The organism is Micromonospora sp. D93 (assembly GCF_018070365.1).
Lineage (GTDB): Bacteria > Actinomycetota > Actinomycetes > Mycobacteriales > Micromonosporaceae > Micromonospora > Micromonospora ureilytica.
The window spans coordinates 54554-67696 of the sequence record NZ_JAGPXW010000005.1 but is presented as its reverse complement, the minus strand read 5'-3'; the positions used below and the strand labels follow the sequence as shown (position 1 = coordinate 67696).

Sequence of the window (13143 nt, the reverse complement as noted above, 5' to 3'; positions counted from 1 at the left end):
GGGGGCGTAGGGGCGGTGCCGCTCGTGGACGCACGTCGAGCGGCGTCGGCGCGGGCAGAATGACGGCCATGCGACGAGGCGGGCAGTGGCGGTGGCCGGAGGTGGCGGCAGACGCCGTGCTGGCCCTGGTGCTGCTCGGGTTCGGGTTGCTCGCCACCGGTCTGGCCGGCGACAACCAGCCGGGGTCGAGGCCGGTGGACGCCACCTGTCGGGTGCTGATCGCCGTCGCCGCGCTCGCCCTGCTGGTCCGGCGGCGTGCTCCGGTCGCCGCCCTCGCCGTGGTCACAGTGGTCACCTCGACGTACCTGCTGATCGGCTACCCGTACGGGCCGATTCTGGTCACGTTCCTGGTCGCGGTGTACACCGTGGCGCTGCGGCTGCCGGTGCGACCGGCGGCGCTCGCCACCGGTGGCGCGTTCGTCCTGTTGTTGGCGCACGTCTTCTTCGGGCGGGGGCCCGCGCCGGGTTGGACGGGAGTGCTGCCCGCGTCGGCCTGGGTGGTCGTACCGTTCGCGGTGGGGGTGGTGGTGCGGGTGAGTCGTGAGGCGGCCGCGCGTACCCGTGCCGAGGAGGCCCGCAGTCGAGTTGAGCAGGCGCGACGGCAGGCCGACGAGGAGCGGCTGCGCATCGCGCAGGAGGTGCACGACGTGGTGGGGCACGGGCTTGCCGCGATCAGCATGCAGGCCGAGATCGCCCTGCACCTGCTGCCGAAGCGGCCGGAGCAGGCGGAGGTGGCCCTGACCGCGATCAGTCGGACCAGCCGCGAGGCGCTGGACGAGCTGCGGGTCACCCTGGGGGCGGTCCGGCGGGGTGCCGAGCGTGAGCCGGTACCCGGCCTGGCCCGGCTTTCCGCACTGCGCGACCGGCTCGCCGGGGCGGGCCTCGCGGTCGAGGTGCGCGTGGTCGGTGCCCCCCGCGAGTTGCCGGCCGCGGTGGATCTCGCTGCGTACCGGGTTGTGCAGGAGGCGTTGACAAACGTGCTGCGTCACGCCGGGGTGGGGATTGCGGAGGTGACCGTGGACTACCGCGCGGACGAGGTGACAGTCGAGGTCACCGACCGGGGGATGGGCACGGGCCGCGCCGGAACGGCTCCGGTCGACGACGAGGGCGGTCACGGTCTGGCCGGGATGCGGGAGCGGGTCGCGGCGCTGGGCGGGCGGTTGACCACCGGGCCGCGCGCCGGTGGTGGGTTCCGGGTGTACGCCGGGCTGCCGGTGGAGCCGACGACATGATCCGGGTGTTGATCGCCGACGACCAGGACCTGGTCCGGCTCGGGCTGCGCGCGCTTGTGGAGAGCGAGGACGACCTGGCGCTGGCCGGCGAGGCGTCCGACGGGCTGCGGGCGGTCGAGTTGGCGCGTCGGGAACGGCCGGACGTGGTGCTGATGGACATCCGGATGCCCGGCATCGACGGCATCGAGGCGACCCGCCGGATCGTCGCCGACCCCGACCTGACCGGTACCCGGGTGGTGGTGCTCACCACCTTCGAGCTGGACGAGTACGTCTTCGACGCGCTCCGGCACGGTGCGAGTGGGTTCCTGACCAAGGACACCAGGCCGGCCGAACTGCTGCGCGCGATCCGGCTCGTCGCCGAGGGGGAGGCGCTGCTGTCGCCGTCGGTGACCCGTCGGGTGGTGCGGGAGTTCGCCACCCGGCCGTCCCGGGTGCTTCGTCCGCACCCCCGGCTGGACACGCTCACCGATCGGGAGCGTCAGGTCGTCGGCCTGGTCGGTGAGGGCCTCAACAACGAGGAGATCGCCGCCCGGTTGGTGGTGAGCCCGGCGACCGCGCGGACCCATGTCAGCAGGGCGATGGGCAAGCTGGGAGCCCGGGACCGGGCCCAGCTCGTCGTGTTCGCGTACCAGTCGGGGTTGGTGTCGGGGTGAGGCCCGGGCCGGGCGACAGCGGCCCTACGGTCGGGCGGTTACCCTAGCGGTGGCCGGACTCCGCAGTGCCGGCCGCGTTGTGCCCGCCGGAACACTGACAAACGGGATGTTCGCGTGTTTGACACCTTGAGTGACCGCCTGTCCGGGATCTTCACCAAGCTCCGCGGCAAGGGGCGGCTCACCGACGCCGACATCGACGCCACCGCGCGCGAGATCCGCCTCGCGTTGCTGGAGGCGGACGTCGCGCTGCCGGTGGTCAAGGGCTTCATCGCGGCCGTCAAGGAGCGGGCGCGCAGCTCCGAGGTCTCCCAGGCGCTGAACCCGGCCCAGCAGATCATCAAGATCGTCAACGAAGAGCTGATCAAGGTGCTCGGCGGTGAGGGGCGACGGCTCCAGTTCGCCAAGCAGCCGCCCACGGTGATCATGCTGGCCGGCCTCCAGGGTTCCGGTAAGACGACCCTCGCCGGCAAGCTGGCGCGCTGGCTCAAGGGCCAGGGGCACCAACCGCTGCTCGTCGCCGCCGACCTCCAGCGCCCCAACGCCGTCGGGCAGCTCCAGGTTCTCGGTGGCCGGGCCGGTGTCGAGGTGTACGCCCCGGAGCCCGGCAACGGCACCGGTGACCCGGTGCAGGTGGCCCGCGCGTCGATCGAGCACGCGAAGCGCTCCGCCCGCGACATCGTCATCGTCGACACCGCCGGCCGGCTCGGCATCGACGCCGAGATGATGCAGCAGGCCGCCGACATCCGCGACGCCGTCTCGCCGGACGAGGTCATCTTCGTCATCGACGCGATGGTTGGTCAGGACGCCGTCCGCACCGCCGAGGCGTTCCGCGACGGCGTCGGCATCACCGGTGTGGTGCTCTCCAAGCTCGACGGCGACGCCCGTGGTGGTGCCGCGCTGTCGGTCCGTGAGGTCACCGGGCAGCCGATCCTGTTCGCCTCCACCGGTGAGAAGCTGGAGGACTTCGACGTCTTCCACCCCGACCGGATGGCCAGCCGCATCCTCGGCATGGGCGACGTCCTCACTCTGATCGAGCAGGCCGAGCAGGCCTTCGACTCCGATCAGAAGGAGAAGATGACCGCCAAGCTGATGGGCGGTGAGCAGTTCACCCTGGACGACTTCCTCGACCAGCTCATCGCGGTGCGGCGGATGGGCCCGATCGCCAACGTGCTGGCCATGATGCCCGGCATGGGGCAGATGAAGGACCAGCTCGCCGAGCTGGACGACAGCCACTTCGACCGGGTCACCGCGATCATCCGGTCGATGACCCCGGGCGAGCGAACCAACCCGAAGATCATCAACGGCTCCCGCCGGGCGCGCATCGCCAACGGCTCCGGGGTCACCGTGATGGACGTCAACCAACTGCTCAACCGCTTCGCCGACGCGCAGAAGATGATGAAGCAGATGGGCGGCATGATGGGCCTGCCCGGCGGTGGCCGCCGCAAGGCCACCAAGTCGCCCAAGAACAAGCGCAAGGGCACCAAGGGCGGCGGTCGTCCGCGTACCGGCGCTGGCGCTGGCGCCGGCGCCGGGCTCCCGGGCGGTTTCCCGGGTGGCATGCCGCAGCTTCCGCCGGGGATGGACCCGAACGATCTCGCCGGCGGCCAGGGCCTTCCGCCCGGCTTCAAGCTCCCGAAGATCGACTTCAACAAGCTCGGCAAGGGCGGCGACAACCGCCCCCGCTGACCTCCCTGCCGGTCGGGGGCGACCTGCTCGCCCCCGACGGGGAGTGATCGGGTAGGACTGTGCGCATGGCTCTTCATGTGCGCGGCGTGCTGCTCCCCGACGACGAGGTCCGGGATCTCTGGCTGGTCGGCGACCGGGTGACCTTCAACCCGGTGCCCGGCGCGGAGACCGTCGTCGACGGCGGCTTCGTGCTGCCGGGGCTGGTCGACGCGCACTGCCACATCGGCATCGCCCGAGGTGGCGCCCCGATCACCTCCCTCGACCAGGCCCGCGAGTTGGCCCACACCGACCGGGATGCAGGTGTGCTGGCGATCCGCGACGCCGGCTCGCCGTACCCGTACCCGGAGCTCGACGACGAGCCGGACCTACCGCGACTGGCCCGCGCGGGCCAGCATGTCGCCCCACCGAAGCGCTACCTGCGTGACATCGGCGTGGAGGTCGACGCGACCGAGGTGGCCGCCACGGTGGCCGCGCAGGCGCGGGCCGGCAACGGCTGGGTCAAGCTGGTCGGCGACTGGATCGACCGGGGGGTGGGTGACCTCGCGCCGGCCTGGGACGCGGACACCCTCACCGCCGCCGTGCGGGCGGCACACAATGCCGGGGTACGCGCCGCGGTGCACACCTTCTCCGAATCAGCCGTCGAGATCATGGTGCGGGCTGGCGTCGACTCGGTGGAGCACGGCACCGGGCTCAGCCTGGACCTGATCGACGAGATGGCCCGCCAGGGCACCGCGCTGGTCCCCACAATGATCAACATTGCCACCTTCGGAGGCATCGCCGAACAGGCACGGGGCAAGTTCCCCGGGTACGCCGAGCACATGCTCGCGCTGCGCGACGGCTTCCCCGAGGTGGTGCGTGCCGCGCACGAGGCGGGGGTGCCGATCTACGTGGGCACCGACGCCGGAGGCGGCATCGACCACGGGCTGGCCGCCGAGGAGATGCTGCTGCTGCACGAACGAGCCGGCATGGCCCCCATCGACGTACTCGCCGCCGCCTCCTGGGGCGCCCGCGAATGGCTCGGCTTCCCGGGCCTGGTCGAAGGCGGCCTGGCCGACCTGACCGTCTACCCCGAAGACCCCCGTAGCGACCTGCGCGTCGTCCGCGCCCCGTCCCGCACGATCCTCCGCGGCCGCGTCATCCGCTAACCCCCGCGAGCGCCGTGCCGTGCCGTATGCGGCGCAAGGTCGCGCTCGAACCAGGATGTAGGGGCCTCGGCGTTGAGGGATGCCACAACATCCAGGATCGAGCGCGACCTTGGTGGGGATTGCGGCGGGCTTACGGTGCCTTGTTCGTGGAGGTCGACGCCGGTGGGTTCGGTCCGGCTCCGGAGGGGCAGCTCAGTGCCGAGCAGATCGTTGCGCATCTGGTCGCGAATGACGAGTTGATGATCCAGGCCACCGAGGCGTTGTTGGCGGGGTCGCCGTTCGCTTACTACGAGTTGGAGGGGACGTGCACCGTCCGCAGTTGGACGCGCTCGCCGCTGAGCAGGGTGGTCTGCGTGGTCTGGCGGCGCTTCTGCGCGGCACCAGTCATCGGCTGTGCGGGCTGGTCGATCGGCTTGGTTTGGCCGCTGAGACTCCGGTCGCGACGCACCTACGGGAGGGCTTCGACCTCGTCGTTGACGAGCCGCTGCCTTGGTCCCGCACTCTGGATCTGCACATGCGGGTGCACCTGCCGAAGCATCAGTCCCAGCTGCACGTCCTGCGGTCCTGAGCGACGTCGATCGTGCTGCGGGTCTTGCTCTATTGAGCATGATGTCTGTGAGTCATCACGATGACCCCCAGACATCACGCTCGCACCAGTGCTGCCCCGCCTGCCCCCAAGCCCGCCGTCGATCTTGCACTTTCCGTCCCGACAAAAGCCGCATAAAAGAGCAGATTGACAACAGTAAGTGCAAGATCGCGGGGGCGGCCGGGGGCGGCCGGCGGATCAGGGGGTTGGGCGGGCGGCGGCGCTGAAGAGGTGTACGGCAAGGTCGGCGAGGGCCGTGGCGGTCTGCCCGATCGGTTCGCGGGGGAGCACGATGTGGCTGACCACCAGGCGGACGGTGGTGTCGGCGGCGAAGGCCAGTGCGGCCCGGTCCGCCCCGGGCAGGTGGTCGCCGGCCCAGTCGATCAGCGCGCCGGACGCCTCGGTGAGCACCACCTCGGCCCTGGTGGTGAGGTACGGCAGTAGCTCGTCCGAGCCGCCCCTGGCGCTGGTCAGGATCGCTTTGACCAACGGGTTGTCCGCCGCTGTGGAGAGGGTGCGCGCGATGGCGGCGTACGCGCCGGCCCGTACGTCGGAGCCGTGTGCGAGCAGCGCGTCGCGAACGTCGCCGACGAACCGGTCCACCTCGGCGCGGGCGAGCGCTTCGGCGAGGCCCGCCTTGCTGCCGAACTCGTTGTAGACGGTCTGCCGGCTCACCCCGGCAGTGGTGGCCACCCCGCCCATCCGGACCGCGTCCCACCCGGCGGCGATGGTCAGCGCGCGGGCGGCATCCACGATCGTGTCCCGCAGCCGCTGTCGCGGGGAGTCCGTCGATGTAGCCATGGTGGTCGAATTCTACGGTCGCACCCTCGGCCCGCCCGGGGTCTCGGGACCACTCGGAGCGGCACGGCGCGGGCGCGGAGTGCGGCACAACACGTCGCGGCGACTCCCGGACGCGGTGGCCGCCCGCGTGGCGCATAGGATGTGCGGTCATGGCACGCGTGCTCACTCCCCGTGCGGAGGATTTCCCCCGCTGGTACCAGGACCTGATCGCCAAGGCGAAGCTGGCCGACAACGGCCCGGTTCGCGGCACCATGGTCATCCGACCGGCCGGCTACGCCATCTGGGAGCGTATGCAGCTCGAGATGGATGCCCGGATCAAGGCGGCGGGTGCGGAGAACGCGTACTTCCCGCTGTTCATCCCGGAGAGCTACCTCAAGCGCGAGGCGCAGCACGTCGAGGGCTTCTCGCCGGAGCTGGCGGTCGTCACGCACGGTGGTGGTAAGCTCCTGGCCGAGCCGATCGTGGTGCGTCCGACAAGCGAGACGGTCATCGGCGAGTTCATGGCCAAGTGGATCGACTCGTACCGGGACCTGCCGCTGCTGCTCAACCAGTGGGCGAACGTGGTCCGGTGGGAGCTTCGTCCGCGGATCTTCCTGCGTACCAGCGAGTTCCTCTGGCAGGAGGGGCACACCGCGCACGCCACCCGCGAGGACGCCCGGGCGTACGCGCGGCGGATCCTGCACGAGGCGTACGAGGACCTGATGGTCAACGTGATCGGCATTCCGGTGGTGGTGGGCCTGAAGACGACGCGTGAGCGGTTCGCCGGCGCGACGGCCACGTACACCTGCGAAGGCATGATGGGCGACGGCAAGGCGTTGCAGCTGGGCACCAGCCACGAGTTGGGCCAGAACTTCGCCAAGGCGTTCGACATCAGCTACTCCTCCAAGGAGGGCGGCCGGGAGCACGCCTGGACCACCTCCTGGGGCACGTCCACCCGCATGTTGGGTGGGCTGATCATGGCGCACGGCGACGACAACGGCCTGCGCGTGCCGCCGAGGCTGGCGCCGATCCAGGCGTACGTCATGGTCGTCAAGGACGGTGACGGCGTCGGCGCGGCGGCGGCCAAGCTGCGCGACGGCCTGCGCGACGCCGGTGTCCGGGTCGCGCTCGACGACCGGACCGACACCCCGTTCGGCCGCCGGGCCGTCGACGCCGAGCTGCGCGGCTATCCGGTACGCGTCGAGGTCGGCCCTCGTGACCTGGCCGTGGGCAACGCGACGGTGGTGCGCCGGACCGACGGCTCGAAGACCCCGACGCCGGTGGCCGACGTGGTCGCCGCGGTGCTGGCCGCCCTGGAGACCGATCAGCAGGTGCTGCACGACCAGGCGCTGGCCAACCGCGAGTCGCGCACCGTGGAGGTGGCCACCCTGGCGGAGGCGATCGAGGCCGCCGCGACCGGTTGGGCGAGGGTGCCGTGGTCGGCGGTCGGCGTGGCCGGCGAGGCGGAGGCGAACGGTCAGGGCGTCACGGTGCGCTGTCTGCTGCGCGCCGACGGTTCGGTACCGGACTCGGAGGACGAGCCCGACCTGGTCGCGATCCTCGCCCGCGCCTACTGAGTTGACTGTCCAGCGCTTCGAGCCAGGTCGGCTGATCCTGCACCGTAACGTGCGGCGGGGGCGGATCGGGTGGGTCCGGCCGGCGCGGGTCGTCCTCGACGACGAGCGTGGGCTGCTGCTCTGGATCGCGGAGGGCTCGCCGGTGGCCCACGAGGTGAACGAGGTCGGCCTGACCATGCGGGGGCTGCCGTTCGCCGACTGGATCACACCGACGTACCAGCTCGCACAGGGACGCTGGAACGGGCCACCGCTGCTGAAGTTCCTGCCCACCGCCTCGGCGCACTCCGTCTGGTGGTTCCGCGACGCGGTGGGTCGGTTCAGCCACTGGTACGTCAATCTGGAGGAGCCCGGCGTCCGCTGGGACGACGGTCCGGCGGCCGGGGTCGACGTGATCGACCAGGACCTGGACGTGGTGGTAAGACCCGACCGCACCTGGCAGTGGAAGGACGAGGACGAGTTCGTCGAGCGGCTGGCCTTCCCCGCCGACTACTGGGTGACCGACGAGAAGGCGGTCCGCGCCGAGGGGGAGCGGGTGATCGCGCTCGCCGAGGCGGGCGCGTTTCCGTTCGACGGCACCTGGTGTGACTACACTCCGCCGCCGAGCTGGGGTGTACCGGACGGGTTGCCCGCCGGCTGGGACCGACCATCAGTTCGCTGACCTGCTCCGATTACTCGGTGTCATCCTGCGGACATAGAGCGTGCGTGCGCGACTTGGCAGCCTAGGGTTCAGGCAACGTCACCACCAGTAATGGGAGACCCTCATGGTCGACCAGATCAACACCTTCTCCGACCTGCAGGCCCGCGCCGGCGTGATCCTCGCCAGGCTGAATGCCGCTCCCGCCGTCGCGATCGCGGCGGCCACGAATCCGCTGCTGGCCGTCGAGCACCTCGGCTACGAGTTCAACCCCGACACCCGTACCGGCATCGGCGACCGGATCCGACTCGGACCGACCGCCGCCGAGAAGCTCGCCGAGCTGCGTACCACGATCGCCCGGCTTGTCGATCGTCAGGTCGACCCCGACGACGGCCCCACCGTCCGCCGGCTCCTGACCGACCTGGGCGTGCTCCCGGCCTGCCCCGACGGTGATGAACCGGACACGGACCCGCCGCGCTGGCAGCCCGGCGGCGCCGGCCCCGACCCGCTGGAACCGCTCCGGGACCGGCACCCGGTGATGGAACCGCTGCTGGAGTACCGGAGGGTTTCCGCCCGCCGGCCGAGGTTCGCGCCCCCGCGGGCCTTCGCCGCGATCCTCAGCGGTGCGGTGACCACACCGTTGACGGCCGTGACCGGCCGGCTCCAGTCGCCAGCGCCGGAGCCGGAACCCGATACCCACCCTCGCTGACCAACAGGCGGCCCGTCGCGCGGCGACGGCCCCAGGCAACTCCCGACGTCCGGCCCGGCATCCGGCCGTCCACACCCTCCGGCCTCCACCACACCGGCCCCGAAGGGGGACCAATGGCCGACACCCATGGCTTCGAGGTCGTCATCGAGGCGACCCCGCCCGTTCTCCGCAAGGCCCTGCAGGGCGCCTGGAAGTCGGCCGAGTGTGGCGACACCAGCACCGACGAGGGACGTATCCCGCAATACCTGCCGGTCCCGGCCGGCCTCGGGATCGGCGGGTTCACCACGGCCGGCGGCCAGGTGGAGATCCCCCGGGACCAGCTCGACGCCACCCCACGTCCCGACATCGACGGTTGCGAACTCACCTTCGGCTTGATCATCCAGGTGACCGTCGCCGACCCGCCGGTGCCATCCGCGCAACTGCTGGACCTCACCGCCATTGCGCATGCCGCCGTGCCGATCGGGGTGCTGCCCGACTCGAAGAACGTGGGGCTGCGCTTTGACGGCCTGCCCCGCAGCGCGGTCACCGCGACCCTGACCAGCGGCGACCCTCTCGCCCCGAAGCTCGTGCAGATCCTCGGCGAATACGTCCACTTCGCCTACGAGAACGGCGGCCCCGGGGGCGTGCTGCATCCCGGTATCCCGGCGATCCCGCACGAGCAGGACGCCACCGGGCTGGTACTGGGCCTCGGCGTCGGCAGTTACACCCTCGACACCCACCTGGAGATCTACGACGACCAGGCCGACCCCGCCCACCGGATCGACGTCAGTCAGCCCGATCCAGGGCACGTCCTCATCAGCATGCCGGTCTACCTGCGGATGTTCCACATCGTGGGTAGTGGCGTGGCGCCCGCGCTGGCAGACCCGATGGCTGTGGAAACCCGGCTCGCCATCACGGTGCCGCTGGAGACCCCGCCGGGGGCGTACACGCTGCGGTTCGACACCGCGACAGTGGTCGCCGGACCGATCAACCCGGCGCCCGGCACCGAGGGCACCCACTTCACCACCAACAACGCCACCCTTTTCGGATTCCTCGACAACGCGCTGCAAGCCCAGCTCAACCAGCAGGGGGCGGCGCTGGTGCACGGCTTCGGGGCGCAGAGCGTCGTGGTGCCAACCGTGGCGCAGATCGAGACGGCCATCGGCGACCTGCTCTTCGGCGACCTGGTCGGGCGGGGCTTCCTGGCACTGTGGACGCCGGAGGTCGGTGGCGAGGTTTTCGAGGCCGACAACGTCGCCACCCGGGTCTTCGCCGATCTGCTGGTGATCGCGATCAACGCCGGCGAGGGCGCCGACATCGGGGCGATGACCAACGTCGTACCGGCCGGTCGGGACTTCGCCATCCTGCTCGACGGGACGATCGTGCAGGAGAACATCGACTCCGCCCGGGTCACCAACGGTTGGGCGGACAGCGACCTGCCGCGCCGCGTCGACCAGGGCGACGACAAGGCGGACGTCCGTGAGTTGGACGTCGTACTCCGTGACGGGTCGATCCGGATGACCGGAGAGTTGACCGTCATCGACGCGATCCTCGGCAGCATCGACGTCGACGCCAGCTTCCGGGCCGACGTGGGACTGCACTGGACCCCGAGCGGCGACCTCGATCCCGACGGGGTCCAGCGGATGGACAACCACCTGATCGGCGAGCCGGACGTCGACCCCGAGGAGTCGGTCCTGTTCTGGGTCATCGCCATCATCTTGGCGATCATCAGCTTCGGCGCCGGGAGCATCCTGATCGGGGTCATCATCATCGTGGTCGCCGCGGTGATCACGGCCGTGGTCAACAACATCGGCGGGTCGCGCCTCGTCGACCCGATCACCGGAGCGGTCAGCGGCATCACCGGCTGGCCGCCCGAGTTGGCCCGGATCGGGAGGGTCAGGGCTGTCTTCTTCGACCCAATCGTGATCAACGCCGACGGGCTCCTCCTCGGCGGTGACCTGGAGGTGCTCAGCTCCTGCGAGAGCACCGAGGTGCTCGCCGCCCGCAGCAGCGGGCCGTACACCGGGACGGCCCAGTCGGCCCTCCTGTTGGCGGCCGGGCACACCAGCGCCGCGGCCGGCTACACCTGGCTGACCGGCGACGGCGCGGGACCGGCCGCCACCTCGGACGTCAACCACGTCTACGCGGCCAGCGGCACCTACCTGGCGGCGCACTCGTTGACGATCAACCAGCCCGGCGGCGCCACCAGCCGCCACTTCGCGCTGGTGTACGTCGCCAACGTGCCGCCCACTGTCGACGCCGGCCCGGACCTCACCGTCGACGAGGGTGAGGTGGTGACGCTCGTTGGCCGGTTCAGCGACGTCGAGTACGCCGACACCCACGAGACCACCTGGAACTTCGGCGACGCCCAACCCACCGAACCGGGCACGGTCGTGGAGACCAACACCCCACCCCGGGCCGAGGGCACCAGCACGGTGCGGCACGCCTGGTGCGACAACGGTGTGTACGAGGTGACCCTGCGGGTCCGGGACCAGAACGGTGGGATGGCGACGGACACCCGAACCGTGACGGTGCGCAACGTCCCGCCGACGGTCGATGCCGGCCCCGATCTGTTCACCTACCCCTGCACGGTCCTGACCCTCACCGCCCGGTTCACTGATCCCGGTTGGTGCGACACGCACACCGCGGTCTGGGATTTCGGCGACTGCGCCCCGCCGCTGCCGGCCGTGGTCGACGAGACGCACGAGCCGCCGATCGGCCGGGGGACCGCCGTGCTGTCCCACCGCTACCCGGACTGCGGAACGTTCCTGACCCGGTGCACGGTCACCGACGACGACGGCGGGACAGGTGTCGCCGAGTTGGTGGTCCGGGCCGTCGACGTGGTCAACCGGCACTTCGAGGACGGGTTCGCCCAGCGCACCACCGGACAGGTCGCCAACGGCTGGGAGCCGTACGTGCTCGCCGGCTCGGCGGCCGGCGGCACCGGCCAGCACGCCGCGAGCAACTTCGTGGTGCACGGTGGTCGCCGGGCACAGGGGCTGGTGCCGGGGCCGCAGCAGCGGGTCGGCGTCCGGCAGCAGATCGGGGCCAACCCGGGCTGGGCCTACCAGCTCACCGCCTGGTACGACCTCGACCAGGCCGACCCCTCGACCGCGCGGCTGGGCGTCGACCCCACCGGCGGCACCGACCCGACCTCCGCCGCCGTCGTCTGGAGCGACGGCACGAGCGCCCAGCGGTGGAGCCCGCTGACGGTACGCGTCGCTGCCCAGGCCGCCGCGCTGACCGTCTTCCTGGAGGCGGCGGCCGACGGGCGTGAACCCCGAAGGGGCGGCGGGCGGGTGTGGTTCGACGACGTGGACCTGCTGGCCGTGCAGCCGTACTGCCCGACGGAGCCGCCGCCGCCGCCACGACCGCGTGACTGCCTCGACTTCGCCGGCCGGCAGCCCGGCACCCAGTTCCCGGCGGAGTGGACGGACCACGAGTTCCTCATCCGTTCCGTGGACGGCGTCGGCCGGGTGGTCGTCACGGTCGGGCCGCCCACCGGCGGTGCGGCCCTGCAACTCGGCGCCGGCGTCCAGGTCGGACTGCCCCACCCGGCGGACCGGGTCATCGTCACCCTGGTCAACCAGGGCGGCAAACCGGTCGAGCTGACCGCGCTCGACGACGACGGTGTGCCACTCGACCGCGTCGACGTGCCGGCGAACTCGCCTCCGGGCCCGGCGACGGTGACTCTCACCGGCCCCGGCATCGTCGCCGTCCGGATCGTCGGGCGGTCGGCCGAAGGGCTGCTGGTCCGGCTCTGCGCCGAGTACGCCGACGACCCCGGGCCGGACGACGGCTCCGCTGACGAACACGGCGACCCCACGTCGCACCCGGTTCCGATCGACCCCGGTGCCACCGGCCCGGCGCGCCGATCCGACCCGCCGTTGCGTGGTGGCTGCTGTGGCTGAGCCTGGCTCGCTCGACGCCGTCCGTGCCGTGCTGGCCGCGCACCGAGCTGACCTCACCCGACGGTTCGCCGCCGTCGGCACCGGCATCGGTCGGCCCGACCCGGCCGGACCGTACGTCATCACCGTCTACGTCACCGACCCCTTGTTGGTGGCCCGCACCAGCGAGCGCGTCGACGATGTCGCGCTGCGCTTCGTGCTCACCGGGCCGTTCGAGGCCCGCCCAACCTGATCCATCACCCCGTTCCATCGGC

10 protein-coding genes and 1 pseudogene are annotated in these 13143 nt (G+C 71.4%); 10 read left to right on the top strand and 1 reads right to left on the bottom strand.

Translation table 11 applies throughout. From position 1 onward, the window contains the following. Window positions 1-68 precede the first annotated feature (68 nt). The 5 genes and pseudogenes from KBX71_RS07890 to KBX71_RS07870 all read left to right on the top strand — a co-directional run bounded on the left by KBX71_RS07890 (window position 69) and on the right by KBX71_RS07870 (window position 5284). The gene (locus KBX71_RS07890) at window positions 69-1232 is read left to right on the top strand and encodes a sensor histidine kinase (RefSeq protein WP_247683108.1); all 1164 of its coding nucleotides are present in this window, start codon (window positions 69-71) and stop codon (window positions 1230-1232) included. Beyond that, a complete protein-coding gene (locus KBX71_RS07885) occupies window positions 1229-1885 on the top strand; it encodes a response regulator transcription factor (protein WP_210817357.1) in 657 nt (218 codons plus the stop codon). Before KBX71_RS07890 ends, KBX71_RS07885 begins: the two co-directional genes overlap by 4 nt. A gap of 114 nt (window positions 1886-1999) precedes the next feature. Further along, window positions 2000-3571 (top strand): signal recognition particle protein, encoded by a 1572-nt coding sequence (gene ffh / locus KBX71_RS07880; RefSeq protein ID WP_210817356.1) that lies wholly within the window; start codon window positions 2000-2002, stop codon window positions 3569-3571. Between the two features lie 65 nt (window positions 3572-3636). Continuing rightward, a complete protein-coding gene (locus KBX71_RS07875; protein WP_210817355.1) occupies window positions 3637-4716 on the top strand; it encodes an amidohydrolase family protein in 1080 nt (359 codons plus the stop codon). A gap of 89 nt (window positions 4717-4805) precedes the next feature. Next, window positions 4806-5284: pseudogene (locus KBX71_RS07870) on the top strand (hypothetical protein). Between the two features lie 216 nt (window positions 5285-5500). Here KBX71_RS07870 and KBX71_RS07865 read toward each other — a convergent pair. Beyond that, window positions 5501-6103 (bottom strand): TetR/AcrR family transcriptional regulator, encoded by a 603-nt coding sequence (locus tag KBX71_RS07865; protein WP_210817354.1) that lies wholly within the window; start codon window positions 6101-6103, stop codon window positions 5501-5503. 149 nt (window positions 6104-6252) lie between these two features. On the opposite strand from KBX71_RS07865, the gene proS reads away from it, so the two are divergent. The 5 genes from proS to KBX71_RS07840 all read left to right on the top strand — a co-directional run bounded on the left by proS (window position 6253) and on the right by KBX71_RS07840 (window position 13121). Continuing rightward, a complete protein-coding gene (gene proS / locus KBX71_RS07860; RefSeq protein ID WP_210817353.1) occupies window positions 6253-7659 on the top strand; it encodes a proline--tRNA ligase in 1407 nt (468 codons plus the stop codon). Between the two features lies 1 nt (window position 7660). After that, on the top strand, window positions 7661-8317 hold the full coding sequence (locus KBX71_RS07855) for a DUF402 domain-containing protein (protein ID WP_247683107.1): 657 nt from the start codon (window positions 7661-7663) through the stop codon (window positions 8315-8317). Window positions 8318-8420: 103 nt separating this feature from the next. Next, on the top strand, window positions 8421-9002 hold the full coding sequence (locus KBX71_RS07850) for a hypothetical protein (protein ID WP_210817352.1): 582 nt from the start codon (window positions 8421-8423) through the stop codon (window positions 9000-9002). Between the two features lie 113 nt (window positions 9003-9115). Beyond that, on the top strand, window positions 9116-12892 hold the full coding sequence (locus KBX71_RS07845; protein WP_210817351.1) for a PKD domain-containing protein: 3777 nt from the start codon (window positions 9116-9118) through the stop codon (window positions 12890-12892). Then, a complete protein-coding gene (locus tag KBX71_RS07840; protein ID WP_307846997.1) occupies window positions 12885-13121 on the top strand; it encodes a hypothetical protein in 237 nt (78 codons plus the stop codon). The genes KBX71_RS07845 and KBX71_RS07840 overlap by 8 nt, the downstream gene beginning before the upstream one ends. Window positions 13122-13143: the final 22 nt, after the last annotated feature.

What these genes read in the sequence shown, in the direction of transcription:
- KBX71_RS07885 (WP_210817357.1), top strand. Translation starts at nt 1,229, where the DNA reads ATGATCCGGGTGTTGATCGCCGACGACCAGGACCTGGTCCGGCTCGGG.
- proS (WP_210817353.1), top strand. Translation starts at nt 6,253, where the DNA reads ATGGCACGCGTGCTCACTCCCCGTGCGGAGGATTTCCCCCGCTGGTAC.
- KBX71_RS07865 (WP_210817354.1), bottom strand. Translation starts at nt 6,103, where the DNA reads ATGGCTACATCGACGGACTCCCCGCGACAGCGGCTGCGGGACACGATC.
- KBX71_RS07845 (WP_210817351.1), top strand. Translation starts at nt 9,116, where the DNA reads ATGGCCGACACCCATGGCTTCGAGGTCGTCATCGAGGCGACCCCGCCC.
- KBX71_RS07850 (WP_210817352.1), top strand. Translation starts at nt 8,421, where the DNA reads ATGGTCGACCAGATCAACACCTTCTCCGACCTGCAGGCCCGCGCCGGC.
- KBX71_RS07875 (WP_210817355.1), top strand. Translation starts at nt 3,637, where the DNA reads ATGGCTCTTCATGTGCGCGGCGTGCTGCTCCCCGACGACGAGGTCCGG.
- KBX71_RS07890 (WP_247683108.1), top strand. Translation starts at nt 69, where the DNA reads ATGCGACGAGGCGGGCAGTGGCGGTGGCCGGAGGTGGCGGCAGACGCC.